The 26523-nt window shown below is 70.6% G+C and carries 23 protein-coding genes; 5 read left to right on the top strand and 18 right to left on the bottom strand.

Translation table 11 applies throughout. From position 1 onward, the window contains the following. The first annotated feature begins 139 nt into the window (after positions 1 to 139). Both ASG40_RS09790 and ASG40_RS09785 read left to right on the top strand, forming a co-directional pair. On the top strand, positions 140 to 721 hold the full coding sequence (locus ASG40_RS09790) for a hypothetical protein (protein ID WP_082523990.1): 582 nt from the start codon (positions 140 to 142) through the stop codon (positions 719 to 721). Between the two features lie 179 nt (positions 722 to 900). Beyond that, positions 901 to 1530, top strand: a complete 630-nt coding sequence (locus tag ASG40_RS09785; RefSeq protein WP_055884329.1) for a PRC-barrel domain-containing protein — start codon at positions 901 to 903, stop codon at positions 1528 to 1530. A gap of 117 nt (positions 1531 to 1647) precedes the next feature. Here the strand turns inward: ASG40_RS09785 and ASG40_RS09780 are convergent, their stop codons facing one another. The 7 genes from ASG40_RS09780 to ASG40_RS09750 all read right to left on the bottom strand — a co-directional run bounded on the left by ASG40_RS09780 (position 1648) and on the right by ASG40_RS09750 (position 10817). Next, positions 1648 to 3789 (bottom strand): diguanylate cyclase domain-containing protein, encoded by a 2142-nt coding sequence (locus ASG40_RS09780; RefSeq protein ID WP_082523989.1) that lies wholly within the window; start codon positions 3787 to 3789, stop codon positions 1648 to 1650. A gap of 184 nt (positions 3790 to 3973) precedes the next feature. Then, positions 3974 to 5227 (bottom strand): molybdopterin molybdotransferase MoeA, encoded by a 1254-nt coding sequence (locus ASG40_RS09775; protein ID WP_055884323.1) that lies wholly within the window; start codon positions 5225 to 5227, stop codon positions 3974 to 3976. Continuing rightward, positions 5211 to 5771 carry a molybdopterin-guanine dinucleotide biosynthesis protein B gene (gene mobB, locus ASG40_RS09770; RefSeq protein ID WP_200944227.1) on the bottom strand — a complete coding sequence of 187 codons (561 nt, stop codon included), beginning with the start codon at positions 5769 to 5771 and terminating at the stop codon, positions 5211 to 5213. The genes ASG40_RS09775 and mobB overlap by 17 nt, the downstream gene beginning before the upstream one ends. Next, on the bottom strand, positions 5771 to 7756 hold the full coding sequence (locus tag ASG40_RS09765; protein ID WP_055884321.1) for a molybdopterin biosynthesis protein: 1986 nt from the start codon (positions 7754 to 7756) through the stop codon (positions 5771 to 5773). Before ASG40_RS09765 ends, mobB begins: the two co-directional genes overlap by 1 nt. A 2-nt stretch (positions 7757 to 7758) precedes the next feature. Continuing rightward, the gene (locus ASG40_RS09760) at positions 7759 to 8913 is read right to left on the bottom strand and encodes a molybdopterin-binding protein (RefSeq protein WP_244480580.1); all 1155 of its coding nucleotides are present in this window, start codon (positions 8911 to 8913) and stop codon (positions 7759 to 7761) included. A gap of 78 nt (positions 8914 to 8991) precedes the next feature. Next, positions 8992 to 9528: a GNAT family N-acetyltransferase gene (locus tag ASG40_RS09755; protein ID WP_055884314.1), complete on the bottom strand. Its 537-nt coding sequence runs from the start codon at positions 9526 to 9528 to the stop codon at positions 8992 to 8994. A gap of 122 nt (positions 9529 to 9650) precedes the next feature. Then, a complete protein-coding gene (locus ASG40_RS09750) occupies positions 9651 to 10817 on the bottom strand; it encodes a type III PLP-dependent enzyme (protein ID WP_055884311.1) in 1167 nt (388 codons plus the stop codon). Between the two features lie 708 nt (positions 10818 to 11525). On the opposite strand from ASG40_RS09750, the gene ASG40_RS09745 reads away from it, so the two are divergent. Next, positions 11526 to 12032: a GNAT family N-acetyltransferase gene (locus ASG40_RS09745; RefSeq protein ID WP_443136602.1), complete on the top strand. Its 507-nt coding sequence runs from the start codon at positions 11526 to 11528 to the stop codon at positions 12030 to 12032. A 52-nt stretch (positions 12033 to 12084) separates the two neighbouring features. Here the strand turns inward: ASG40_RS09745 and ASG40_RS09740 are convergent, their stop codons facing one another. The 4 genes from ASG40_RS09740 to ASG40_RS09725 all read right to left on the bottom strand — a co-directional run bounded on the left by ASG40_RS09740 (position 12085) and on the right by ASG40_RS09725 (position 16385). After that, positions 12085 to 12321 (bottom strand): hypothetical protein, encoded by a 237-nt coding sequence (locus ASG40_RS09740; protein ID WP_055884305.1) that lies wholly within the window; start codon positions 12319 to 12321, stop codon positions 12085 to 12087. A 145-nt stretch (positions 12322 to 12466) separates the two neighbouring features. Beyond that, positions 12467 to 14593 (bottom strand): glycine--tRNA ligase subunit beta, encoded by a 2127-nt coding sequence (gene glyS, locus ASG40_RS09735; RefSeq protein ID WP_443136601.1) that lies wholly within the window; start codon positions 14591 to 14593, stop codon positions 12467 to 12469. Between the two features lie 181 nt (positions 14594 to 14774). Further along, the gene (locus tag ASG40_RS09730) at positions 14775 to 15212 is read right to left on the bottom strand and encodes a DUF3828 domain-containing protein (protein WP_055884297.1); all 438 of its coding nucleotides are present in this window, start codon (positions 15210 to 15212) and stop codon (positions 14775 to 14777) included. 213 nt (positions 15213 to 15425) lie between these two features. Further along, positions 15426 to 16385 carry a glycine--tRNA ligase subunit alpha gene (locus tag ASG40_RS09725; protein ID WP_055884294.1) on the bottom strand — a complete coding sequence of 320 codons (960 nt, stop codon included), beginning with the start codon at positions 16383 to 16385 and terminating at the stop codon, positions 15426 to 15428. A gap of 216 nt (positions 16386 to 16601) precedes the next feature. Between ASG40_RS09725 and ASG40_RS09720 the strand changes: the two genes are divergently transcribed. Continuing rightward, positions 16602 to 16847, top strand: a complete 246-nt coding sequence (locus ASG40_RS09720) for a hypothetical protein (protein WP_055884291.1) — start codon at positions 16602 to 16604, stop codon at positions 16845 to 16847. A gap of 7 nt (positions 16848 to 16854) precedes the next feature. Here the strand turns inward: ASG40_RS09720 and ASG40_RS09715 are convergent, their stop codons facing one another. The 3 genes from ASG40_RS09715 to ASG40_RS09705 form a co-directional block, all read right to left on the bottom strand. Next, a complete protein-coding gene (locus ASG40_RS09715) occupies positions 16855 to 17727 on the bottom strand; it encodes a S49 family peptidase (protein WP_055884288.1) in 873 nt (290 codons plus the stop codon). Between the two features lie 84 nt (positions 17728 to 17811). Further along, positions 17812 to 18561: a tRNA1(Val) (adenine(37)-N6)-methyltransferase gene (locus ASG40_RS09710; RefSeq protein WP_055884284.1), complete on the bottom strand. Its 750-nt coding sequence runs from the start codon at positions 18559 to 18561 to the stop codon at positions 17812 to 17814. Positions 18562 to 18563: 2 nt separating this feature from the next. Then, a complete protein-coding gene (locus tag ASG40_RS09705; RefSeq protein WP_055884281.1) occupies positions 18564 to 18788 on the bottom strand; it encodes a putative signal transducing protein in 225 nt (74 codons plus the stop codon). A 179-nt stretch (positions 18789 to 18967) separates the two neighbouring features. On the opposite strand from ASG40_RS09705, the gene ASG40_RS09700 reads away from it, so the two are divergent. Beyond that, positions 18968 to 19990 carry a polyprenyl synthetase family protein gene (locus ASG40_RS09700; RefSeq protein ID WP_055884278.1) on the top strand — a complete coding sequence of 341 codons (1023 nt, stop codon included), beginning with the start codon at positions 18968 to 18970 and terminating at the stop codon, positions 19988 to 19990. Between the two features lie 57 nt (positions 19991 to 20047). Here ASG40_RS09700 and ASG40_RS09695 read toward each other — a convergent pair whose 3' ends face one another. The 4 genes from ASG40_RS09695 to ASG40_RS09680 all read right to left on the bottom strand — a co-directional run bounded on the left by ASG40_RS09695 (position 20048) and on the right by ASG40_RS09680 (position 26513). Beyond that, complete coding sequence (locus tag ASG40_RS09695; protein ID WP_055884276.1) at positions 20048 to 21673, bottom strand: putative bifunctional diguanylate cyclase/phosphodiesterase; 1626 nt, start codon at positions 21671 to 21673, stop codon at positions 20048 to 20050. Positions 21674 to 21840: 167 nt separating this feature from the next. Next, positions 21841 to 22716 carry a 4-(cytidine 5'-diphospho)-2-C-methyl-D-erythritol kinase gene (locus ASG40_RS09690; RefSeq protein ID WP_055884730.1) on the bottom strand — a complete coding sequence of 292 codons (876 nt, stop codon included), beginning with the start codon at positions 22714 to 22716 and terminating at the stop codon, positions 21841 to 21843. 86 nt (positions 22717 to 22802) lie between these two features. Next, complete coding sequence (locus ASG40_RS09685) at positions 22803 to 24650, bottom strand: tetratricopeptide repeat protein (RefSeq protein ID WP_055884273.1); 1848 nt, start codon at positions 24648 to 24650, stop codon at positions 22803 to 22805. Between the two features lie 189 nt (positions 24651 to 24839). Then, entirely contained in the window at positions 24840 to 26513 is a 1674-nt protein-coding gene (locus tag ASG40_RS09680; protein ID WP_055884267.1) for an electron transfer flavoprotein-ubiquinone oxidoreductase, read from the bottom strand. Between the last annotated feature and the right edge of the window lie 10 nt (positions 26514 to 26523).

Here is a 26523-nt window from a genome sequence, read left to right as displayed (position 1 = left end):
ACGATCCTGGCCCACTGAACGATCTCGGCCCACCGAGCGATCTCGGCCGCTTGACGCTCTTGACAGGCCGCCCGCCGGGCGGCTGACATGCCGCGTGACAGCGTCGGCCCGCCATGGGCGACGCAGCGGGAGAAATATCATGCGTGGGCTCGGTTCCGCCTTTGTCGTCGCGACGGCCATGGTTCTGTCGAACTGCGCGTTGGCGCAGGGGACGGCGGGCACCGGCGTTCCGGCCAACATCTGCAAGGAACTGACGGCCTTCCTGCATCCGCCGGCACCGGCCGCCCCGGCGGCGGCGGCGGCACCGAGCCAGACAGCGGTCCAGGCGCCCAACCCGGGCGGATCGAGCCCGGCGCCGTCCGGTGCGAGCGAAACCCAGAAGTCGTCCGGCCTCAGCGGGCCGACTACCAACGGCGGTCCCGGTGCCTCGGGCCCTCAGGGCGCCTCGCAGAATGCCGGGTCTCCCTCCGGCGCCAGTGCGCCCTCGGGCCAGGCGAGCCCGCCCCCGGCGCAGGCCGCCGCGCCGGCAGCCCCCGCGGCACCGCCGCCCAAGAAGCCGTCGTCCGAGGAGGTCGTGCGCGCCGATGCCGCGATCGCCGCCAACGACATCGCCGCCTGCCAGGCCTCGGCGCGCGGCATGCGCCGGGCGGGCGTGGTGATGCCGGCGCCGCTGATGTCCCTGGCCGCCCTCGATCTGAAGTTCCTCATCGCCGCACAATAAGGGCGCACGAGCCGTCGACCGGGCAGACGCGATTCGCCTGCCCGCGAGCGGGATGAACCGGCACGTCATCGGGTTCGTTGTCAGGCAACAGGTTTTCGGCTCTCGCCCGTTCGGGCTTCGTCGCGACTCCTGTCTCGCGATCCGTGGCATCTCGGATCAGGGTAATGCCGGAGACCCCAATGACCCACCTCAGCCGCAGCGGCGCCATCGCCCTGCTCGTCGCCGTGCTCGCGAGCGCACCCGCATTCGCAGAGCCGGGCGGATCCGCCGCCACTTTCCTGACGGCCCGGTCCGTCGCCGGCATGCCCGCCTCGAAGCTCATCGGCCTTGACGTGATCGGCATGGGGCACGAACGGGTCGGCCGGATCGAGGAGATCGTTCTCGACGCGAATGGCCACGCCAAGGCCGTGGTCATCGGCGTCGGGGGCTTCCTCGGCATCGGCGAGAAGCGCGTCGCGGTTCCCTTCGACCAGATGGTCTGGAACGGCGTCGCGACCTCAGGCGATCCGGCGCGATCCAGCACCACGCCGGCCGATGCCCCGAACGTCAAGGCCGCCGACACCGCCGGCCCCCAGACGATGCCCGGGTCGCAAATTTCCAACGATGTCCTCACCGTCATCGACGAGAAGAGGGGCGGGGGCGTCAACGAGGCGACGGGATCGGTGACCGCCACGGACACGTCCCGCGGACGCGCCACCGTCGCGGTGCCGGGATCCGGCGACGGTCCGGTTCGCGCCGAGATCCGGGCGACGAAAGCGATGCTGCAGGAAGCGCCGGCCTTTGACGCCACCGGTACGGCGGGCCGTTAAGCGGCTCGGCGTTGGCGGGCCGACGCTTCACCCTGCTCAGGTTCTTGGTCTGTCGCAGGTCTTCGACGCAAGACCGATGACCCCTTTTGCGAAGCCGGCGTGGAGAACCGGCCTTCCTCAGCAGGCCTCGTCGAGGCTCGGTGGGGCCGCCAGCATTGCGACGATCTTGGCAGCGAGGGCATCGGGCCGGAACGGCTTGACGAGGAATCCGTCGACGCCGGCGTCGCGGGCGGCGAGCCGGGCCGCGGAGCGGGCGTTCGCCGTCAGCATGAGGAACCGGATGGGGGCGAGGGCGGCATCGGCACGGATGCGGGCCAGGAGCTCGATCCCGTTCACCGGGGTCATGGTCCAGTCCGAGATCACGAGCTCGAATCGATGGCGGCGAAGGAGCGTCCAGGCTTCTTCGCCGTCGCCCGCATAGCGAACATCGCTGAAACCGAAGGCGCCGAGCAGCGACACCAGGGTCGCGCCGATGATCTCGCTGTCGTCGACCACGAGGACGGGCAGCCGCTCGGGCCGAAACGGGCGCAGCCGGTCGGCGGCGCTGCCCGCCTCCGCCCCCCCGGCGGCGGGCGTGGGGGCCGGCCGCACGGCACCGACCAGGGGGGCAAAGCTCGCGATGGCTCGGGCGGGACTGACGACGGGTCCGAGGATGCCGTCGACGCCGGCCGCGGCCAGACGGTCACGCATCTCCGGGCAGTCGACAGACGTGGCGGTGACGGGCAGAGCGAATGCCCGGCACGCCGCGAGAATGGCCGCGAGGCGCGAAGCCGGCGCTTCGGGGCGTGCAAACAGTCCGGCCAGTTTTACGTTCCCGAACGTGCCGCCGTCGAGGGCGGCGATCGACGCCGTGCCGGCACCGAAATTCTCCAGGCCGAGCCTGACCTTCAGGGCGCGAAGCCTCATCAGCGTCTCGGTGACGGATCGACCGCCGGCCAGGACGGCGGCCTCGCCGACATCCACCCGCAGGCGCGTCGGATCGAGGCCGGTGAGCGCAAGAGCCTGCGAGACGCTGAGTGCGACATCGCCGCCGGTGAGCTGCGACGGGCAGACCGGCACTGCGATCCCGAGGGGCCGGGTCCAACTCGCGGCCTGCCGACAGGCCTCGTGGATCAGCCAGTCCCCGATCGACGTCATCAGGCCGGCCTGCTCGGCGATCGGTACGAAGACCGCGGGAGCGATCGGCCCGAGGCGCGCACTGTGCCACGACAGGCCCACATCGAAGCCCGAAACACTGCCGGTGGCGACGTCGATCTGCGGCTCATAGGCGAGTTCGAGCTCGCCCCGATCGATGGCGAACAGGAGATCCGCCTCGATCGCCCGGCGGCGTTCGACGGCGTCGTCGAGGGAGGGATCGAACACGCGAAACGTGTTCTTGCCCTCGCGCTTGGCCTTGTAGAGCGCGGCGTCTGCGTTGCGCAGAAGGTCCGCGATCGACCGGCCCTGGTGCGGATGATGGGCGATCCCGATGCTGACGCCGAGATGGAGGGGCGCATCGGCGACGAAGAAGGGAAGGCCGATCGCGGCCACCAGCCGCTCGGCCAGCCGGACGGATTGCGACGGATGGCCGGTGAAGGCCTGCAGGATCACGAACTCGTCGCCACCGAGGCGGAAGACCAGGTCGCTTTCGCGGGTGGCGTCCTTCAGCCGGCGCGCCACTACACGCAGCGCTTCGTCGCCGGCGGCATGGCCGTGATTGTCGTTGATCGCCTTGAAGCCGTCGAGATCGAGACAGAGCACTGCGAATTCGGCGCCGTAACGGCCGGCGCCGGTGTGCTCGACATCGACGACGTGATCGAGGCCGAGCCGGTTACGCAAGCCCGTGAGCGGATCGTAGCGCGCATGGCGGCCGACCCGCTCGACAGCGGAACTGCGGGCGCGCAGATCGTGGATGTTGAGCAGGCCCAGGGAAGCGCCGCCGAGGACCACCCGCCGATGCTGGATCTCGACGCCGATCGCATCGGGGCCGGCGAGCACGATCTCGACCGGGGCCGTGCCCTCGGGCGCGCAGATCGCACGCAGAACGATGCCACGATGGGCGTCCGTCGCCAGTTCCTCGGCCCGGCTCCCGACGAGGGCGCGGGGATCGCATCCCAGCAGGCCGCCGAGGCTGGCGTTGGCCTCCAGGATCAGGCCGTCGGGCGATACGATCGCCACGCCGTCCACGATCGCGTCGGACAGGCTCCGAATCCGCAGCAATTCCGCATCGATCCTGCCGGGTTGGTCGTCGCATTCCATCATCGGATCGTCGACTCGCATCCCCGCCGGCACTCGCCGCTCCGAGTCACCATTCAGCGCTGAAGAAGAGCTTAAGATCGCCCGGCCGGGGCACCGCGCCGCAGGCCCATTCCGCGATGACGATCGGGCTGCCGGCGCTCTGAAAAATGGTCTCTACCAGAGACTTGTGAGGCCCGATGCAAAGCGCCGGCAGACCCGCGCCCACTCAGGACAAGACTTCGTGAGGGAAGACCTCGATCGTGTCGCCGGGATCGAGCCGGGTACGCTCCTCGCCGAGCTGCGCCAGCCCGTCGCCGCCGGTGAGCGAGGTGAGGGCGCCGGCGCCGTCGCGGGGGTACTTGCGGGCCTCGAACACCCCGTCGGCGCCGCGATGCAGGCTGACGCGCACGAATTCGCGGCGCCCGGTCTTCTTGGCGTAGGCGAAACCGGCCCGGGCCGGGATGCCGATGGGCGGCAGGTAGGTGGCACCCCCGAGGCGGGCGAGGAGCGGACGCACCACGAACACCAGGGTGACATAGGCCGCAACCGGGTTGCCCGGCAGCCCGACGAACGGCGTGCCGGAGATCGTGCCCATGGCGACCGGGCGGCCCGGCTTGATGCCGAGGCGCCAGAACATCAGCTGCCCGGCGGCCTCCACCGCCGCCTTGACGTGGTCCTCTTCCCCCGTGGAGACGCCGCCGGAGGTGAGCACGAGGTCGTGGTCGGCGGCAGCCGCCGCCAGTCGCTCGGTCAGCACGCCCCGGTCGTCGCGCAGGAGGCCGAGGTCCGCCACCGCGACGCCGAGGCGGCGCAGCAGGGTGACGAGCATGATGCGGTTGGCATCGTAGATGCCGCCGGGCGGCAGCGGGGCGCCGGGCTCGGTCAGTTCGTTGCCGGTGGAGAAGACGGCCACGCGCAGGCGCCGGCGCACGCTCAGCGCGGCATGGCCCACCGCCGCGGCCAGCGCCAGATCCTGGGGCCTCAGGCGCCGGCCGGCGGGAACGACGATGGTCCCCCTGGTGACGTCCTCGCCCGCCAGCCGGCGGTTGGCGCCACGCTTCAGGCCGGTCGGCAGGCCGACGACATCGCCCTCCCGCCGCACGTCCTCCTGCATGAACACGGTGTCTGCACCGGTGGGCATCGGGGCGCCGGTGAAGATCCGCACGGCATTGCCGGCGATGACGAGGCCGGGTCCGGCCGCCCCCGCCGCGATGCGGCCGGCCACCGGCAGCACGGTCTCGCCCGCGGGGTCGAGGTCGGCGTGGCGCAGGGCGTAGCCGTCCACCGCCGAGTTGTCGAAGGGCGGCAGGTCGATCCCGGCCAGAACGTCGGCCGCCGCGATGCGGCCGTCCGCCTCGTCGAGGGGGACGGTCTCGCACCCCGCCAGCACCGGCAGGCGATCCTGCATCAGTGCGATGGCTTCCTCGATGGAGAGAAGCGATCCGCCGAAGGCGAAGCAGTCGTCAGTGAGCTGGGCCATGATCCGACCGTCGGTCCTGCAGCCTGTCCAGCACGGCCTCGATCGGCTCGGCCAGGGCCAGGACGGTATCGGCGATGGCGGCGATGGCGTCGAGGGCGACCACCGGCACCCCGGCCCGCGCGAACGGAACATCGCTTGCCACCGCGACGATGCGCGCGTCGTCCGGGTGCAGGGGCGGCTGGCCGTTGGCGGCGCGGAACACCTCGAGCTTGGGGTGGGTCTCGCGCTTGAAGCCCTCGACCACAACGAGATCGCAAGGGCTCAGGCGCCGCAGGAGGTCGGCGAGGGTCGCCTCGGCGCCGTCCGCGACCTCGTGGATCTGCACCCAGCGCCGGTTCGACGACACGACGACCTCGCTTGCCCCGGCCTCGCGGTGGCGGTGCGAATCCTTGCCGGGCCTGTCGACGTCGAAGGCGTGGTGGGCGTGCTTGACCGTCGCCACGCGAAGCCCGCGCTGGCATAGCACGGGGATCAGGCGCGTCAGGAGCGTCGTCTTCCCGGCCCCGCTCCAGCCCGCGAGGCCGATGACCCTCATGGCGGCCATCAGCGCCCCTCGTTTCGCGACAGGCCGAGGGTCGTCAGGTCGTCACCGGTCGCGGCCTCGGCCAGGACATCGAGGAACGCCGCCAAGGCCGGCGAGACGACGGCACCGCCGGCATGGGCGAAGTCGTAATGCTCTTCCCTCAGCGGCAGGAAGCCGAGGCCGTAGAGCGTGGCGACCGTCGCGATGGCGACGCCCCAGTCGGCCCGCCCCTGCGCCACCGCCGCGGCCACCGCGTTGTGGGAGCGCGGCTGGTTCCAGAAGCCCGCCGGCCGCGCCCCTGCCAGGAGGCCGTCGACGAGGAGGCGGGTGCCCGAGCCGGTGTTGCGGTTGACCATCACCACGTCGGGATCGTCGCGAAGGCCGGCAATGGCCGTCTCGGCGTCGCGGCCGGCAAAGCGCGGATCGTCCGGCCGGAACACGACGCCCTGGAGGCGGCGCCAGCCCGCCACCAGGGCGAGGCCGGGGCGCAGGAACGGCGCGTTGTAGCGGCCGCTGAGCGGATCGAACAGGTGAAGGGCGGCCAGATCGCATTCGCCACGCTCCAGAGCGGCCAGCCCGCCCGAGGAGCCCACCCAGATCGTGCGCGCGTGGACCCCCCGTTCGGCCAGGCGCCCGACCACGCGGTCGAGGCCGAGGCAATGGCTGCCGGCGATGGTGAGATCGGGCGTCCGCGCCCCCGCGCCGAGGCGGGTCAGGCTCACGCGCTCGCCGGCCTCCAGCCCGGACCGCTCGGCCGGGACGGCGAAAAAGCCGTCGGCCTGGGAGAAGGCGGTGACCGAGCCCGAGCCCTTGGGCAGCGGCACCGCCACCGCGCCGTCCGGCCCTCGGACCAGGGCCGCCATGACGAACTCCATCCGCCCGAACTCGGACGACAGGCGCTGCGGCAGGACGGCCTCGACGCCGGCCTCCTCCCGCGGGGGGAGGCCGGCAAGGGCGCGGATCAGGGGGACGACGACATCGTGGAAGGTGAACATGGCCGAGGTCGGAAAGCCCGGCAGTACCACGATGGCCTTGCCTTCGGCCTTGGCGAGGCACAGCGGCTTGCCGGGCTTGAGCGCCACGCCGTGCACGAGGATGCCGGGCGGCCCGAGCCGCGACAGGATGCGGTGCGAGACATCCCCCGCTCCCTTCGAGGTCCCGCCCGACAGGACGACGAGGTCGCAGGCGGCCAGGGCGGCGCGGATCTTCGCCTCGAGGGCATCGCCGTCGTCGGGCACGATCCCGAAGGAGACCGCCTCGCCGCCGTTCTCGGCGACGCTCGCCGCGACGATGGCACCGTTGGAATCGTAGATGCCGGCCGCCGGGAGGGCGGTGCCGGGGGCGACCAGTTCGTCGCCCGTCGAGATCACGCCGACGCGGGGACGGCGCACCACCGTCACCGCTGAAAGGCCGCAGGCGGCGAGCATGCCGATCTCGCGGGCGGTGAGGAGGGTGCGCGCCCGCAGCACGGTCTCGCCGCGGGCCATGTCGGCCCCGGCATAGCCGACGAACTGACCCGGCGCGGCCGCCCTGGACAGGTCGATGGCCATTCCGCCGTCGTCGTCGCGGAATTCGGTGGCCTCGATCATCACCACGGCGTCGGCCCCGCGCGGCAGCATGCCCCCGGTGGCGATGGGGGTGGCCGTACCCGCCGTCACCGCCTCCGCCGGGGCGATGCCGCAACTCAGGATCTCGCGGTTGAGGACAAGGCGCCGCGGTGAGGCCTCGCCCGCCCCGCGCGTATCGGCGGCGCGCACCGCGAATCCGTCCACCAGAGCCCGGTCGAAAGGCGGTACGTCGATGGGCGAGGCGACGTCCTGCGCCAGCACCCGTCCCAATGCGGCGGCCAGCAAAGCCGTCTCGTCGCCGAGGGGGACGTGCGGGATCTCGGCGCGAAACAGCGCCAGCGCCGCATCGCGCGAGAGCACGTTCAGGAACTGCTCCTGGCGGGACGCCGCCGCGAGGCGCGCGGCGAAGGCGTCGGCCGGGTCCGGGGGAGGGGGCATCGTCACAGGGGGATGAACGGGACCGTCGTCCCTTCGCCATAGCCCTCCCGCTCGGGCGGCACCAGAACCGCGGCGTCGGCGAGGCACAGGCGATGCAGGGGAATCTCGGCCCCGCCCAGCGGCACGAGCCCGCCCACCTCCCGGCGTACGAACACGATATCGCTCACCCCGGGGGCCGAGACGACCTTGCGGGTGAGCGGCGCGGTCGGGCGATCGGCGGCGACAGCCCCCGACAGGGTGTCGAGGAGCGGACGCACGAGGGCGAGGTAGGCGGCGAGCGCCGCCTCGGGCCGGCCGGGGATCAGCACGACCGGACGGCCCGTCGCGCTCCCGAAGCCCGCGCTTTCGCCCGGACGCAAGGCAATGCCGTGGACGGCGACGGTGCCAGCGGCGGCGAGACCGGCCGCACTCCGGTCGGTACGCCCGAACCCGGTGCCGCCGACGACGAGGACGGCATCCGCCGATGCCGCGAGGATGGCGTCGGCGATGGCCTGCGCCTCGTCTGGCGCGTCGAGGACGGCGACGACGCGGGCACCGTCAGCCGCGATCAGGCCGGCGAGCCCCCGGCAGACGGGTGCGGCATGCGCGCCGGTGGCGATCAACGCGACGGCCGGGCTTCGGACCTCGACCGCCGCGATCCCGCAGGCGACGAGAGCCATACTCTGCAGGGGCGTGAGCCGCGTTCCCGCCGCCACCAGGATGTCGCCGCCGCCGAGGTCGCCGCCGGCCTGCCGGGTCCCGTCGGTCCCGGCGGCATCGGCGACGACGGCGATCCGGCCCATCGGATCGGGGGTGTCCGGTACCGCCTCCGGGTCGAGGACCGTATCGGCGCCGACGGGGAGGCGATCTCCGGCCTCGACCCATTCGGGGCGCCGCACGAGCAGGACCGGCGAATAGGGACCGGCCCCCGCCACCGCCTCGGCGGCCACCGCCCAGCCGTCGCGGAGCGCGAGCGGCCCGGCCGGACAACCGGCCGGCACCAAGACGTCCGCCGCCATCCGCGCCCCGATGGCTGCGGCGAGATCGCGACGCAGGGGCATCACGTGGGCCACGCCGGCCAGAAGCCGCCGGCACGCGGCATCGAGGGGCGTCAGGGCGCTGGACGCGGACCGGCGCCCGTCACCACCCATCGCTGCGGGACGATCTGTGCTGCCCATGCGCGCCAGCGTTGGTCCAAACCCGCCGGTCGATCAAGCTGTGCCGCCGTCGCGTCGGTCGACGAGAGGCCTCATTCCTCAGGCCGCTCGTCGCGCCACCTGCGCTTCGATCGCGAGATCCCAGGCGCCGGTGGCGCGCAGCTTTCCGGACGCACCGTCGAGGGCACCACGGCGCAGGTTCAGCCCGAGGAACCGCGACCGCTCGAACGGGCCCGGCATGGACAAACCCGCCGTGAGCAGCCCGGAAAAGCCGAAGCGGGCGTAGTAGGGCGCGTCGCCCACCAGCAGAACCCCGCCGTGGCCGAGGGCCTCGGCCCGCGCCAGGGCGGTCCACATCAGCGTCGTGCCGAGCCCGGCCCCGTGCAGGGCCGGATCGACCGCCAGCGGGCCGAGCAGCAGCGCGGGCCGGCCGAGACCGGCCTCCACGTGCCAGAGCCGCACGGTCCCGACGATGCGGCCCTGACGCTCGGCCGAGAACGCGAGTCCCCGTGCCGGCAACCGGCCCTCGCGCAGGCGCTCGCTGGTCTTGGCCAGGCGCGCCGTGCCGAAGCAGGCGTCGAGCAGCCGCTCGCGCGCAACGACGTCGCCATCCTGTTCCTGACGGATCTCGATCACGGCCTTGGAGCCTTCCCATGGTCTGGCGGGAGACGAAACACACCGCACCGAAGCCCCGTTCCGGGGCGATCGGCGTCGGATCGGCCGATCCCGCGGGGACCGGCCCCGCGGGATGCGTCGCGTCAGATCACGTACTGCTGCAGGGGCGGGAAGCCGTTGAACGCCACCGCCGCGTAGGTGGTGGTGTAGGCCCCGGCTCCCTCGATCAGCACCTTGTCGCCGATCGAAAGCGAGACCGGCAGCGGATAGGGCACCTTCTCGTAGAGCACGTCCGCCGAATCGCAGGTCGGTCCGGCCAAGACGCACGGGGACATCCGGTCCTCGTCGTGGTCGGTGGTGACGCGGTAGCGGATCGACTCGTCCATGGTCTCGGCGAGTCCCCCGAACTTGCCGATGTCGAGGTAGACCCAGCGGATCTCGTCCTCGGCATCCGACTTCTTGGATACCAGCACCACCTCGGCCTCGATCATGCCGGCGTTGCCGACCATGCCGCGGCCCGGCTCGATGATGGTCTCTGGCAGCTGGTTGCCGAAGTGCTTGGTGAGCGCGCGGAAGATCGCGTCGCCGTAGCTCTCCACGCCCGGCACCGCCTTGAGGTACTGCGTGGGAAAGCCGCCGCCGAGGTTGACCATGGACAGCGCGATTCCCCGGTCGGCGCAATCGCGAAATATGCTGGCGGCGGAGGCGAGCGCCCCGTCCCAGGCGCCAGTGTTGGCCTGCTGCGAGCCGACGTGGAACGAGACGCCGTAGGCGTTCAGCCCCTGGCGGCAGGCGTGCTCGAGCACGTCCACGGCCATTTCCGGCACACAGCCGAACTTGCGCGAGAGCGGCCATTCGGCGCCGGCGCCGTCGCACAGGATGCGGCAGAACACCTGGACCTCGCCGCCCCCGATGCCGGCGGCCTCCGCCGCGCGGGCGATCTTCTCGACCTCGGCCTGGCAATCCACCGCGAACAGGCGCACGCCGAGCTTGAGCGCCCGGCCGATGCAGCGCTCCTTCTTGATGGTGTTGCCGAACGAGATCCGGTCGGCGGTGGCGCCTGATGCCAGCGCCATCTCCACCTCGACCACGGAGGCCGTGTCGAAGCACGAGCCCATCTCGGCGAGCAGGCGCAACACTTCCGGGGCCGGGTTCGCCTTCACCGCGTAGAACACGCGGGTGTCGGGCAGCGCGCGGGCGAAGGCGGTGTAGTTGTCGCGCACGACATCGAGGTCGAGCACCATCACCGGGCCCTCGTCCTGGCCCATGTCGCGGCGAGCGCGCAGGAAGTCGCGGATGCGATCGGTCATGATGTTTCCAACCCACAGGTTCGCAAGCGCCCGAACGCGGGGCGCGCTGTCGAAATCGGGACGGCGACGAGCCGTCCGGCGTCTGGGGGCGATGCGTCGCGGCGCACACGTGCTGTGGAGACACGCGTTCGGCGCGGGCGCATGCGCACCCGGAAGCTGCCGTGGATTGGTAAGGGAATGTCCCCACCGCACGCCGGGCAAAGAGAAACAAGCCTCTTCGGTGCCGGCCTTTGGAGGGCCGACGAGACCAAAAAAGCCCGTTCGTCGTTGCTTTAAGCTGCGTCCCCCGTGGAGAGCGGGGTTCGCCGGTTTCGCCTCCGGCTGCCGGTTGTTGTCGGGGTCCGGTGTCGCCACCTGGATGCCGGCCGGAGGGGATCCACCCTGTCGACCATCGATCCTTTAAGACCCCTGGCGGCTGTCCGGCAGTTGGCCGGATGCCCACCAACCGACACGCGGCCACAGGCACGTGCGAAATTGGGCAAGGGCGATATACGGGCGGGGGGTCGGCGCCACAAGCACAAACAGCCGGCTCACCATTAAAAACAGGCCTCGGGAGGCAGGCTGTTGCACGGACGCCGCGCTCCTCGTGCAGGCTCTCGTCGCAGGCCCTTCCCAATCGCCGGCGAACCGGCCATCAAGCCGGCACCTCGCCGCCGCACACGTCGTCCAAGCCGCCCTCGCAAGCCGCCCTCGACCATCGACAGGACCATCACCGTGCCCACCCGCTCCGCCGCCACGAGGCAAACGGCTGCCCCGCGACCGACGATCCGGACGGCGACGCCGGACGATCTCGACGCGCTGGTGGCGCTCGAATACGCGGCCTTCGCCAGCGATCAGGCCGAACGTCGGGCGATCCGGCACGCGATCCGGTCGGCGAGCATGACGGTACTGGTGGCGGTGATGGGGGAGGAGAACGGCGCGGATGTCCTCGTGGCTGCGGCGACCCTGGAACGGCGACGCGGCACGCGCAGTTCGCGGCTCTCGTCGATCGCCGTCTCGCCGACTCGGACGGGATCGGGCCTCGGCAGCATCATGCTCGACGCCGCGGAGGAGGATGCGCACTCACACGGCTGCTCGGTCCTGCGGCTCGAGGTCCGCGCCGACAACGGCGCCGGCATCCGGCTCTACGAGCGGCACGGCTATACGCGCTTTGCGGTCATCCCCGACTATTACGAGGACGGCATGGAGGCCTGGCGCTACGAAAAGGCGCTGTAAAAACCCTCCCCCCGGGTGGGGAGAGGGAGCACCGCCGAGGATCCGTTCGAGATCAGTCGCAGCTTTCCTTGGTGACCGTCTTGCGGTCGCCGTCCTCGTTCTCCTTCGTCACCGTCTTGGAGCGGCAACCGTCGGCGCTCTCGCGGCGCTCGATGGTGCGGGTCTCCGAGGCGGGACGGTCGACGATCACCCGGTCGGGGGCGTCGCGCTCGATGATGGTGGTCTGGGCCTGGGCCGCGGAAGCACCGGCCAGGGCCAGCAGCGTGGCGGCGACAATCGAATAACGCATGCGTCTCTCCATCGGGAATACGCGGCCTAACGACGCCGATGGGCCAACCGTTCCGCTTGGGTGATGCCGAATTCACCCGGCCGAGACGGGAGGATCGTGCAAGAGCGATCTCCCGTTCCGCACCGGCCCGGTGACGCGGTCGCGGTCAGCCCTCGATCCGGGAGAAATCCGCCACTTCTTGCGTCGCCGCACGCAGGGCATTGAGGAGGGCGAGGCGGTTGTCGCGCAACCGCGGCTCGGCGGCGTTGACGGTGACCTTTTCGAAGAAGGCGTCCACCGGCGCCCGCAGGGTCGAGAGCGCCCGCATCGCGCCGGCAAAGTCCTCCGCCGCCACGGCGGTCGAGGCGGCCTCGCGTGCCACCACCAGCGCCTCGGAGAGGGCCCGCTCCTCGGGCCCGCCGGCCGCCGCGAGGGCCGCATCGGGGGCGCCCTCGTAGGCGCGACCGTCCTTCTTTTCCTCGATGCGCAGGATGTTGGCCGCGCGCTTGTAGCCGGCGAGCAGGTTCCTGCCGTCGTCGGTGTCGAGGAATCGGCCCAGCGCCTCGACGCGGCGGACGACCATGAGAAGGTCGTCCTGGCCGGGCAGGGCGAAAACCGCGTCGATCAGGTCGTGCCGCGCTCCCTGGTCGCGGAGGTAGACTTTGAGGCGGTCGGCGAAGAAGATCAGCAGGCTGTCCGCGATCTGCTCGCAAATTTCCAATTTCACCTGTCGCGTCGTGTGTCCATCGCCGCGTCTCTTTTCATCATACTTGCCCGGCAGATCGGCCAAACCCTGAACGAACAATACCTGATGCTGAATGATGGTAAGGAGGTGTAAGCGAAAGGAGCCATCAAGGATCAACCGAATGACGCCAAGCGCCGCCCGCCGCAACGCATAAGGGTCCTTACTCCCCGTCGGCTTCTCGTCGATCGCCCAAAATCCGACCAGCGTGTCGAGCTTGTCCGCCAGCGCCACGGCCACCGAGACCGGATCGCTCGGCACCCGGTCGGACGGGCCGACCGGCTTGTAATGCTCCTCGATCGCCGCCGCGACACTCGGGTGCTCGCCCTGCAGAGCCGCATACTTGCGGCCCATCAGGCCCTGCAGTTCCGGGAACTCGCCGACCATCTCAGTGACGAGGTCGGCCTTGGCGAGCCGCGCCGCGCGCTCGGCGAGGTCAGGGTCGGCGCCGACGAGCGGTGCCAGTTCGCGCGCCAGCGCCGCGATGCGCTGCACCCGTTCGCCCTGCGTCCCGAGTTTCTCGTGAAACACAATGGTGGCGAGTTTCGGCAGCCGGTCCTCGAGCCTGACCGCCTTGTCGGTCTCGAAGAAGAAGCGCGCATCCGAGAGCCGCGCCCGCACCACGCGCTCGTTGCCGGCGGTGATGGCGAGCCCGCCGTCGCTGGCCACCAGATTCGCGGTGAGGATGAAGGCCGGCGCGAGGGCGTCGCTGCCGCCCTTGCGCAGCACGAAGCACTTCTGGTTGGCACGGATCGTCGCCCGCACCGCCTCCGCCGGGATCTCCAGGAAGGCCTCGTCGAAGGTCCCGAGCAGCACCACGGGCCATTCGACCAGCCCGGCGACCTCCTCGAGCAGGCCGTCGTCCTCCACGAGTTCGAGGCCGCGGGCGAAGGCGAGGTCGCGGGCGTCGTGCAGGATGATGTCCTTGCGCCGCTCGGTATCGAGGACGACGTGGGCACGTTCCAGCGCCTGGACGTAGTCGTCGAAGCGGCGCACCTCGATCGGACCCGGCGACAGGAAGCGGTGGCCCCAGGTGGTGGTGCCGGCCACGATCCCGTCGACGGCGAAAGGCACCACCTCTGGCGTCTCGGTCTCCGGGCCGAAGGTGGCCACGATCGACTGCAGCGGACGCACCCAGCGCAACGCCCCGGGCTGCGCCGAGGCGGCGCCCCAGCGCATCGACTTCGGCCAGGGAAAGCTTTTGACGACTTGCGGCAGGATCTCGGCCAGGACGTCGAGGGTGTCGCGGCCGGGCCGCTCGATCACGGCGACGTAGAACTCGCCCTTCTTCGGGTCGGTGACGACGGTCGCCTCGTCGATGCTGGCGAGCCCCGCGCTCTTCAAGAAACCCTGGACGGCACCCTCGGGCGCACCGACGCGGGGGCCTTTGCGCTCCTCGCGCACATCCTTGCCGCGGGCGGGCAGGCCGGCGACGTGCAACGCGAGGCGCCGCGGGGTCGCGAAGGCCTTGGCGCCTTCATAGAGAAAGCCGCGCTCGACCAGGGCGTCGGTGACGAGCTTCTTCAGGTCGTCGGCCGCCCGCCGCTGCATGCGGGCGGGAATCTCTTCGGAGCGCAGTTCGAGGAGGAGGTCGGGCATGATCGGCGGCTGGTGCCTCGGCCCCCGACCCTCAGGCAGGCGGGGGCTGCGGAATGACGGGCCGGCCGTGGCCGGGCGATGACGTGCCCGTGTAGAGAGCCCGCTCGGGCGTGTCGAGAAGCGGGCGGCCGCCTCAGGGCAGCGGCGCCGACATGATCGCCTCGAGCCGCCAGCGCTCCTTCGTCAGCGCCCGCACGTCGGTGACGAGCCAGAGCCCGTTCTCCTTGACGAGATCGTAGCGCAGGTCCTGATTCGAAAAGTTCTTGAAGCGCGCCTGGACCTCGGCCCTGGTCGCGTCCGCCGACAGGGTCTTGAGCACCAGGGTCTTGCGCCAGCCGGCCTGCGTATCCTGACCGTTGACGTGATAGGCGAACCCGAGCCGCCCGACCTCGCCCTTCGACTCCGTCGCATCCTTCTCGAACAGGGTGCGCAGGCCCTTGGCGAGAAACCGCCATTCGTTGACGTCGTCCGCGGCGTAGAGGGCGCGCACCGTCTCGACCGGATCGGTGGCCGACTGCGCAATGGCCGGTGCCGCGGCGAGGGTGACGAGGAGGGCGAGTGTGAGGCGCATGATGTCCGCTCCCGCTTGATCGCGTCGTTGTCCGTCGGTGGGCCGAGTCACGCAGGTCTGGAAACGGTCGTCGATCTTGGGGTTTTTGCCGACTTGGCTGCGCCTCATTGATGACGCCCCCGAACCGCCGACGATGTCGGGGCTTCGTCGGCCCCGCCAAGGTGATGACGGTGCCGACGATGATCCGCGGGACCGGCGTTCGTGGTCTGAAGTCTAGGGCGCACCACCACCCGCGGTCCTCAGCCACGCCGCCCCGCACGCCTTCGCCAGTTCCCGCACCCTGAGGATGTAGCTCTGGCGCTCGGTCACCGAGATCACGCCGCGGGCGTCGAGCAGGTTGAAGACGTGGCTCGCCTTGATGCACTGGTCGTAGGCCGGCTGGGCCATGCGGTGGCGCTCGGTCTGCGTGGCCGGGGCGCCGGCGTCGAGATAGCTGCGGCAGGCCTTCTCCGCGTCGGTGAACTGCCGGAACAGCATCGCCGTGTCGGCGGCCTCGAAGTTGTGGCGGGAGTATTCCTGTTCCGCCTGCAGGAAGACGTCGCCGTAGCTGACGCGGTCCTCGCCAGAGCCGCCGTTGAAGTTGAGGTCGTAGACGTTCTCGACGCCCTGGACGTACATGGCGAGGCGTTCGAGACCATAGGTGAGTTCGCCCGCCACCGGTGCGCATTCGAAACCGGCCACCTGCTGGAAGTAGGTGAACTGGCTGACCTCCATCCCGTCGCACCAGCATTCCCAGCCGAGACCCCAGGCGCCCAGCGTCGGGCTTTCCCAGTCGTCCTCGACGAAACGGATGTCGTGGAGCTTCAGGTCGACGCCGATGGCGTCGAGGGAGGCGAGGTAGAGCTCCTGCAGGTTGGGCGGGTTCGGCTTCAGGATGACCTGGAACTGGTAGTAGTGCTGCAGCCGGTTGGGGTTCTCGCCGTAGCGCCCGTCCTTCGGGCGGCGGGAGGGCTGCACGTAGGCGGCCTTCCAGGGCTTGGGGCCGAGCGCCCTGAGCGTGGTGGCCGGATGGAAGGTGCCCGCGCCGACCTCCATGTCGTAGGGCTGCAGGATCACGCACCCCTGGGCGGCCCAGAAGTTCTGGAGCGTGAGGATCAGCCCCTGGAACGAGGTCTTGTGGGACGAGATCTCGTCAGACGAGAGTTTGGGCGCGGGATCGACGGCGCTCGACATGGAATGGCGTCCGGTGCGGTTGACTGGCGGGCAGCGTTTAAGGGGGTCGCCCCCCGTGTCAACGGCACCGCTCTGCACGGTGGTGTGTGCCCGGGCACGCAATTCCGCCACGATTCGATCTAGGCCCGGAACTGTCCCGCCTGCAGCCAAGTTTATGCAGCAATCAAGGGGTCGCGGATCGTCTTCGGATGGTCCCGTAAATCGGAATGCCGGATCATGCGCCAGTCGTTCACTGTCTTCGCCGCCGTCCTCGCCGCCTCGCTGGTCGCGACACCTCTGGTGATCAGCGCCTCCAACGCCTTCGCAACCCCTGAGAGCACGGATGCCGTGGTGATGCCCGCGGTGGTGACTGCGATCGAGGTCGCGCCGGTGGCCGCGCCCGCTGTCGCCGAGACCTGCCAGCGCAAGGTCCGCGTCGTCTATGCCGGCTACGCCCAGGCGGGCTGCACCGCCGCCCGCTGAGCCGGCCTCACAACCCGAATCGCGCCCAGGCCGCCCTCTCGTCGAGGGCGGCGATCGCGTCCTCGGCCAGGTTCGGCATTCGTGCGAAAGACGTTCCGCCGGGTCCGGCCCGCCGCAGGAGCCGCGCGATCAGCGAACCCCGGCGGTCCGCCACGAGGACGAGTTCCACCGCCTTGCCGTACCGCTCCCTCAGGGTCGAGCGCACGTCGCCGAGGCCGTCGACAAGACCGAGCTCGAGTGCCTGACGCCCGGTCCACACCGCACCGGTGAAGAGGTTGCGGTCGGCCGTCAGCTTCGGGCGGCGCTCGCGGACCAGGGCGGTGAAGAGCTCCTGCACGTCGGCCTGGATGGCGAGCAGGCGGGCGACGTCGGCCGGGTCTTCCGGCCGGAACGGATCGAGCATGGCCTTGGCCTCGCCCTGGGTGTGGATGCGACGCTCGACACCCAGACGCTCGATAAGCCTGTCGAAACCGAACCCCGCCGAAACGACGCCGATGGAGCCCACCAGAGAGGCCGGATCGACCACGATCTCGTCGGCGGCGCAGGCGATCATGTAGCCGCCCGAGGCCGCGACATCCTCGACGAACGCGAAGACCGGCAGTGTCTTCTCAGCCGCCAGTGCCCGGATCCGCCGATGGATGAGATGCGACTGCGCGGCCGACCCGCCGGGCGAATTGATGACGAGGGCCACCGCCGTGATCCCCTTGAGGGAGAAGCCGCGCTCCAGGCTCGAGGCGATGCCGGCGATCGACAACCCGGCGCGGAACGGGGAGACCGCGCCGATCGCGCCGCTGAGGCGGATCACCGCCACCCGCGGCACGGTCTTGCGCCAGCGGCCCGGAAGCATCGAGCGAAGCCAGGTGGGCAGGGTGATCGGCATGGTCGCGAATTCCCGAGGGCTTGAGTCGGGATGCGGCTTACCACGGCGGGCGACGACCGCGGGTGCCCCCGCGTCGCCGCAGACTCAGGCCGTGGGAAGACCCGCGCCGCGGTGGAGGGCTTGCGCCTCGGGGGTGAAGCGGCCATCCGCCTGCTGCAGCACCAGAGGCGGCAACAGGCTGGTGGGAGCACGGCTGGCCTTGGTCGCCGTCACCAGGATGCGGATCGCGGGCCGGTCGGCACGGGCATGGACCGGGCGGATGGCGAGACCGCCGAAGCGGGCGCGCAAGGCCTCCAGGCAATGCTCCAGGGCATCGGCCCGATGGATCAGGCCGAGCCGGCCCTTGGGCCCGAGCACATCGGTGCAGGTGCGCAGCCAGCCATCGAGGTCACCGGCGCCGAAGCTGTGGGCATCGCGCTTGCCCGCGACCGGCGACAGGCGATGCCGCGATTCGTCGAAATAGGGCGGGTTCGTCACGACGAGGTCGGCCAGTCCCGGCAGGAGGCCGGCGGCATGGCGCGCGGTCGCGGCGGCCAGGATATCGGCCTCGATGACGGAGGCGCGGTCGCCGAGCCCGTTCAACGCAACATTGGCGCGGGCCAGTTCGACGAGGGTGGCTTCGCGTTCCACCAGGACGACCCGGCAAGCGGGATTGAGCGCGGCGACCGCCAGCCCCACCGCACCGGCGCCCGCGCCGAGATCGCAGACGGTGCTGCCCGGCTCCGGCGCCACGAGATGCGCCAGGAGGACCGCATCGGTTCCGGCCCGATGCGCGCCCGGCGGCGGCTGGTGCAGATGCAGGCGTCCACCGAGCCAGGCGTCGGGGTCCGCCATCGTCACGGTGCGCGCAACTCGTGGGCGAGGCCGGCGTCCGTGAGGAGGCGCCGGGCCTGGAGGGCAAGGTCGTCGGGCACGAGCAGGCGCCGTGAGAACGCGCCGATCGACCCTTCCATCAGGCTCATGTGGGTATCGGCCACCAGGACCGGGATCTCGGCGCCGTCGAGGAGGGATTGGGCGAAACCGATCAGGACGATGTCGTTTGTGCGGATCAGTTCCGTCATGCTCAAGCTCCCCCGGCGGTCGTGTCGACTCGGCTGGCGCGGGCCGCGACACGGGAAAAGCTTAGCCTTTTTCCTTGCGGCATGCTGCGTGTTGCGAGCGCGGGGACCGCGTGCCATGGGAGCCTGACGGTTGGAGCGCGGGCTCCGCCGCCGACCGCTCAGCATGGAGGCTTGGCCCATTGGGTGTCGTTGTTCCCTTCGATGAGGCCCGTTCCGATCCGGAAGCGAGCCTGAACGATCTCGTCGCCCTGGTGGCCAAGGGCATGGAGCGCGTCAACGCGACGATCCTGTCCCGCACCGGCTCCGACGTGGCGATGATCCCGGAGGTGGCCAACCACCTGATCGCGTCGGGCGGCAAGCGCCTGCGGCCGATCCTCACCCTGGCGACCGCCGACCTGTGCGGCTACGGCCACGGCGAAGGTGCGGTTAAGCTCGCGGCCAGCGTCGAGTTCATGCACACGGCCACCCTCCTGCACGACGACGTGGTCGACGAGAGCGACATGCGCCGTGGCCGGGTGGCGGCGCGGATCAAGTGGGGCAACGAGGCCAGCGTGCTGGTCGGCGACTTCCTGCTCGGCCAGGCCTTTCGCATGATGGTGGAGGTCGGGAGCTTACGAGCGCTGGATATCCTCTCGGCCGCCGCCACGGTGATCGCCGAGGGCGAGGTGATGCAGCTCACCGCCGCCAAGAACACCGAGACCAGCGAGGACGAGTACCTCGCCGTCATCCGCGCCAAGACGGCCGAGCTGTTCGCCGCCGCCTGCGAAGTCGGACCGGTGCTGGCCGACCGCCCCCGGGCCGAGCAGGCCGCCTGCCGGTCCTACGGGATGAACCTGGGCATCGCGTTCCAGCTCGTGGACGACGCCCTCGATTACGGCGGCACCAGCGCCTCGTTGGGCAAGAACGTCGGCGACGATTTTCGAGAGGGCAAGATCACCCTGCCGGTCGTGCTCGCGTTCCGGCGCGGCAGTGACGAGGAGCGGGCGTTCTGGCGCCGGACCCTGGAGCAGGGGGCGCTGGCGGAGGGCGACCTCGATACCGCCTTGGCGATCCTGCATCGGCACCGGGCGCTGGACGACACCATCGAGCGCGCCCGCCACTACGGCGCCATGGCCCGCGATGCCCTCGCATTGTTCCCGAACGGCCCGATGAAGGCGGCGCTCCTCCAGGTCGTGGATTTCTGCATCGCGCGGGCGCACTGAGCCGGGCGGCCGGCGGCATCGCACGACTGCGCAGGTCCGCCCGCGCCGGATTTCCCGTCAGGCCGCGGACGCCCTTAGCGCGCCGGCCTTCAACTGACGCTGGGCCTCGGCCGCTCCGTCGAGCACGACCTTGCCGCTCTCGTCCGACCATTCGGCCAGGAGGACATCGGTGGCGGACTTGCCCATGGGCGCTCCGAACAGGAAGCCCTGGCCGTAGGTGCAGCCCTGGTCTGCGAGCCAGTCGACGCTCGACGCCGTCTCGATTCCCTCGGCCGTGGTCAGGAGGCCGAGGCTCGAGCCCAGCGCGATGATCGCATCGACGAGCTTGGCTCGTTCCGAACCCAGCGGGATCGAGGCGACGTAGCTGCGGTCGATCTTGAGCTTGTCGAACTGCAGCTCGCGCAGGTGATAGAGGCTCGAATAACCGGTTCCGAAATCGTCGAGCGCGATGCGCACGCCGAGGTTCTGCAGCGACTTGAGGGCGACGCGGGCGGCTTCCAGATCGTTGACGAGGGCCGTCTCGGTGATCTCGATCTCCAGGCGGCTGGGAGCGAAGCCGGTCTCCGTCAGGATCGCCAGCACGCGCTCGGGCATCTGCTTGTCCTGCAACTGCAGCGGCGAGATGTTGATGGCGAGCTGGAGGTGCTGCGGCCACGAGCGGGCATCGCGACAGGCCTGGCGCATCAGCGACCAGCACAGGTCGGCGATCATGCCGGTCTCTTCGGCGAGCGTGATGAAGTCGCTCGGGTTCATCAGGCCGTGCTCGGGATGACGCCAGCGCGCCAGGACCTCGAAGCCGATCAGCTCGCGGCCCGGCAGCGCCACCACCGGCTGGTAGAAGGGCTCGATCTCGCCGCGGGCGATGCCGGCGCGCAGGTCCTGTTCGAGAAGCGCGCGGATCTTGAGGGCGTGCCCCATCTCGAGCTGGAAGAACCGGTAGGTGCTGCGCCCGTCGCGCTTGCCCTGGTACATGGCGACGTCGGCCGCATGCAGCAGGGTCTCCGACGTGACGGTCTCGACGCTCGCCAGGGCGATGCCGATGGTGGCGCCGATCTCCAGGCGGCCTGCGCCCCACGGGATCGGCTGCGAAAGGCTGGTGATGATCTGCTGGGCGAGCCGGCTCACCGATTCGGTGTCGGCGCCGTAGTCGAACAGCAGCGCGAACTCGTCCCCACCGAGCCGCGCCGCGGTGTTGCCGGGGGGCAGGAGCCCGCGCAGCCGGTCGGCCACGGCGCAGAGCACGGCGTCGCCGGCGGCATGGCCATGGACGTCGTTGACGGGCTTGAAGCGATCGAGGTCGATCTGGATGACGGCGATGCTCGGAATACCCTCAGCGGAGGCGAGGCGGGCATCGAGGGTCTCCTTGAAGAGACGGCGGTTGGCCAGTCCGGTGAGGACGTCGTGGCGGGCCACCGACTCCGCCTGTGCCTGGGCGCCGTCCCGCGCCTCCATGACGCGACGCAGCTTGAACGACTTGCGCACGGCTGCCACCCCGATCCCGAGGGACATGCAGATGGCGAGCATCAGGAGATGTTCGAGCCCGTGCAGCGCCGTGAATTCGAGCAGGATCTTGAAGACCCCGAGCTGCGTACCGACGATCCAGACACAGACGCCGATCATCATCAGCGACAGGAGCTCCCGCGCTTCCCCCTCGGCCCACGAGGCAGATCGATCGTCGCTCATTCGTCGCTCCTGTTGCCCCAGTCTTAGGCAGCGGACTCTTTCGCGAGCGTAAACGAGGGCCGGCCCTTCCTTCATCGAATGCCGGAGGCACGTCGTACAGTCCGGCGGCGACGGATATCAGTCTCGATGGAGCGATAGTCCGGAGGAGGCCAAGGATCCGACCGCCGTCAACGCAGTAACGCCGATATGATCCACCACTCCGGCTGCCGCGAGCGTATCCGCGCGGCGGCGCGAACCGCCGCACGGCGATCGGCGAACACGCCGAAGACCGTCGCGCCCGAACCCGACATGCGCGCGAGCCGGCAGCCGGGCTCGTCGCGCAGGGCGCTGAGCGCGTCGCCGATGACCGGGGCCACGGTAAGGGCGGGCGCCTCCAGGTCGTTGCGGGCCGGTGCGAGGGCGGCGAGAGTCGCATCCACGCCGGCATCAGCGACGAGGACGGGGTGAGGCGCACCCTCGTTGCGGGCCCCGACCTTGAGGCCGAGGGCACGGAACACCGGTGCCGTCGCCACCGGGACGCCGGGATTGATGAGGACCGCGGGGAGGGGGGCCAGGCGGAGGGCGTCGCTCACGGTCTCGCCGGCCCCGCGCATCATCCGGGCCGTCGGCTCGAGGCACACGGGAACGTCGGCACCGGTCCGTCCGGCGGCAAGCCGCACGGCGGGGTCGGTCACGGCCAGATCGTTGAGGCCGGCGAGCAGCCGCAACGCGGCGGCGGCGTCGGAGGAGCCGCCGCCGATGCCGGCGGCGACCGGCAGCCGCTTCACGAGGTGGAACGCCCCCCAGCGCAAGCCCGGAACGGCCTCGGCGAGATGACGGGCCGCCCGGATCACCAGGTTGTCGTCGAGGGGCCCTGCGGGCCCCGCGGTCGGGCCGGAGACGGTCAGCGCGAGCTCCGGGCCGGGATCGAGGCTCAGCGTATCGCCGGCCCCCGTGAAGGCGACCAGGCTCTCGAGCTCGTGATATCCGTCCCCCTCGCGGCGACCGAGGACATGGAGGGTCAGATTGACCTTCGCCGGAGCACGGGTGACGAGACGGGACACGGGCACTCGGAGGATCGAGGACGGCGACGCCGCCGGGCGCCCGGCTATGGCCGGACGCCCGCCACGAGGTCAAGCCGGGCGGAGCTTCAGCCGCCGCTCTTCTTGTCGGCCGCTCCCGGGGGCTCGCTCGGAGCGGGAGCGCCCTTGGGAAGCTCGGGGTTCACGGCCTCGGCCGGGGGATTCTCGGCGGTCGCCGCGGGCTTGTCGAGTTCGGGCAGGCCATCCTTGAGCTTGGCGTTGATCTTTTCGAGATCCTCCGGCTCCGGGTTCAGGTCCTTGGCGTGCTGCCACTGGAACTTGCCCTCGAGCCGGCGCCCGGCCCGCCAATAGGCATCGCCGAGGTGGTCGTTGATGGTGGGGTCGCCGGGCTTCAGCTCGATCGCCTTTTCCAGTTCGCGCACCGCGTCGTCCCAGCGGCCGAGGCGGAAGTAGGCCCAGCCGAGGCTGTCGATGATCATGCCGTCGCGCGGGCTGGCGTCCACCGCCTGCTTGAGCATGGTGAAGGCTTCGTCGATGTTCAGGTTCTGGTCGACCCAGGAATAGGCGAGGTAGTTGAGCACCTGCGCGCGGGCGCCGGGCTGGGAGGCCGGCACGAGTTCCAAAGCCTTCTTCAGGTCGGCCTCGGCCTTGGACCATTCCTTGGCCCGCTCGTAGGCGGTGCCGCGGAAGTAGAAAGTGGTCCAGTAGCTCGCCGCCGGCCGGTCGCCGATCAGTTCGATCGCCCGGCTGTAGGTGGCCGCGGCCTCCGCGTACTTCTTGCGCGACCGCTGGACGTTGCCGAGGGCTGTCACCGCGTCGATATCGGTGGGGTGCGCCTTCATGACCGCGTCGAGATGCGCCAGGGCCTCGTCGCCCTTGCCCATCTGTTCGAGGTTCAGGCCGACCTGGATGTCGGCATTGAGCCGCAGCGGCGAGGTCGCCGGGATCTGGGCATAGGCCTCGTTGGCCCGCTCGGTCTGCTTCATCCGGTCGAGAAGATCGGCCAGGGTCAGGCGGGCCAGGGCGTGATCGGGAGCGAGGTAGAGGGCGAGGCGCAGGTAGACCACCGCCGGCAGTTCGTCGCCCTGGGTCGAGCCGGCCGAGCCGAGCCCGTAGAGCACCTCGGCGGCACCCTCCTGCGCGTTGGTGATCAGGCGGCCGAGGGGCTTGCCCGCCTTGAGGCGGTCGAGGGCGTCGCGCACGATGGGGTGGCGAGCCATCAACTGGTCGAACTCGGTGTAGGCCTGGATCGCCAGGTCGGTGCGGCCGGCCTGCGCTTCGAAGCGGCCGTAGGCGTCGACGATCCGCAGGGTGTTGTGGTCGGCGTCGTAGGCGGCCTTGAGCCGGCGCTCGGCCTCGGCCTGGTCGCCGACCACGCTGGCGATCAGGCCGGCGTGGTAGTCGCGGAAGGTGTTGTAGTAGCGCTCGCCCTTGAGCTTGGACACGGTCTCCAGCGCCCGCCTGCCGTCGTTGGCGCCGGCGTAGGCCCAGGCCGACAGGAGCGTGCCGGTGAGGTCGGCCGCGGCACCGCGACCGCTGCGGGCGAAGTTCTGGCGGGCCTGGGCGAACTGGCCGGCCTTGATCTGACGAACGCCGAGCGCGAGCTGGGCGAGCCCGTTCGATCCGTCGCGGGCGGTCAGGCGCTCGGCCGTGCGGAAGGCGTCGGGCAGAGCGCCGTCGGCGAGCAGCGAGATGAAGGCGCGTTCCTGCAGTTCGGAATTGCGCGGGTCGGCCTTCAGCGCCTCGCGGTAGAAGGTGGCGGCTGCCGCCGTGTCGCGGGAGGCCCCCGCGATGTAGGCCGAGAGGAAGTTGCCTTCGAGGGATTCCGCCGGCTCGAAACTCGAGATCGGCGCCGATTCCCGTGGCTGCATCGCCAGGGCCGGCGCGCCGACAACGGCGACCGATGCGAGGAGCGAGAGGACGGACAGGGTCCGGCGAGCAGCGCGTGCGGTCATCGGTCTTCCGTTCATGGGCACCGGTCACGGTTAGCGGCGCCGGCCCTGAGGGACCGGCGGGGAATGGCGGCGGAGACTGGACTCTTCCCGCCAGGGCCGCAAGGCCATCTTCCGGCCAGAGCGGCACCGTCTTCCCGCCAGCACGGCGAGGCGAAAGGATGGCGCGCGAGAAGGCGCCACCGCCCACCATTACATGTTGGGGTAGTTCGGCCCGCCCGGCCCCTCGGGCGTGACCCAGTTGATGTTCTGGTTGGGGTCCTTGATGTCGCAGGTCTTGCAGTGGACGCAGTTCTGGGCGTTGATCTGGTAGCGCACGCCCTGCGAGGCGGCGGCCTCCGCCACCCATTCGTAGACCCCGGCCGGGCAGTAGCGCGCCGAGGGACCGCCGTAGACGTCGTGCTCCGAACTCTTCTGGAGGCCGATGTCGCCGATGGTGAGGTGGGGCGGCTGGTCCTCCTCGTGGTTGGTGTTCGAGAGGTAGACCGAGGACAGGCGGTCGAAGGTCAGCACGCCGTCGGGCTTCGGGTAGACGATCGGCGTCACCTCGGCGATCGGCTTGGTGCAGGCGTGGTCGGGCTTGCCGTGCGCCAGGGTGCCGAAGGGCGAGGCCCCGAAGATCGTGTTGGCCCACATGTCGAGGCCGCCGAGGCCGACGCCGACGAGGGTGCCGTAGCGCGACCACAGCGGCTTGACGTTGCGCACCGGCTTCAGGTCGCGGCCGATGTCGCTGTCGCGCCAGCCGGTGTCGTAGTCGGTGAGCTCGTCGCCCCGGCGGCCTGCGGCCAGCGCCGCGGCGATGGCCGTCGCCGCCTGCATCCCCGAGAGCACGGCGTTGTGCGAGCCCTTGATGCGGGGCACGTTCACGAAGCCGGCGGAATCGCCCACCAGGCAGCCGCCCGGGAACACGAGCTTGGGCACCGACTGCCAGCCGCCCTCCATGATGGCGCGGGCCCCGTAGCCGATGCGCTTGGCGCCCTCGAACACCTCGCGGATCATCGGGTGGGTCTTGAAGCGCTGGAACTCCTCGAACGGCGACAGGGTCGGGTTCTCGTAGTTCAGGTGCGTGACGAAGCCCACGGAGAGCAGGTGGTCGTCGAAATGGTAGAGCCAGGAGCCGCCGCCGGCCTTGTTGGGCAACGGCCAACCCATGGTGTGCTGGACGAGGCCGGGCTGGAATGTGTCGGGGCTGAGCTGCCAGAGCTCCTTCACGCCCAGACCGTATTTCGGGTGGTCGCTTTGGGCGGCGAGGTCGAACCGGGCGATCAGCGACTTGGTGAGCGAACCGCGCGCGCCCTCGCCGAAGACCGTGTACTTACCGCGCAGCTCCATGCCGCGGGTGTAGTCGTCGCGCGGCTCGCCGGACTTGCCGATGCCGAGGTCGCCGGTGGCGATGCCCACCACCGCCCCGCGGTCGTCGAACAGCACCTCTGACGCCGGGAAGCCCGGATAGACCTCGACGCCGAGGGCCTCGGCCTTGGCGCCGAGGTACTTCGTGACGTTGGAGAGCGAGCCGACGAAGTTGCCGTGGTTGCTCATGAACTTGGGAAAGAACAGGTTCGGCATCGTCACGCCGCTGTTCTTGGTGAGCATCATGAACTCGTCGCGCTCGACGGCGGTCTTGAGCGGCCGCTCGGGATCGTCGCGCCACTCCGGCATCAGCCGGTCGAGGCCGAGCGGATCCACGACGGCGCCCGACAGGATGTGCGCCCCGACTTCCGAGCCCTTCTCGACGACGACGACGCTGATCTCGTTCCCGGTCTCGGCGGAGAGCTGCTTGAGGCGAATGGCAGCGGCGAGCCCGGCCGGCCCCGCGCCCACGATCACCACGTCGAAATCCATCCCCTCGCGTTCCGGCAGCGCCATTCCCGATGTT

Source organism: Methylobacterium sp. Leaf399, assembly GCF_001424525.1.
GTDB lineage: Bacteria > Pseudomonadota > Alphaproteobacteria > Rhizobiales > Beijerinckiaceae > Methylobacterium.
Note: the sequence above shows the minus strand (reverse complement) of the source record. Positions and strands in the feature narration are given on the sequence as shown.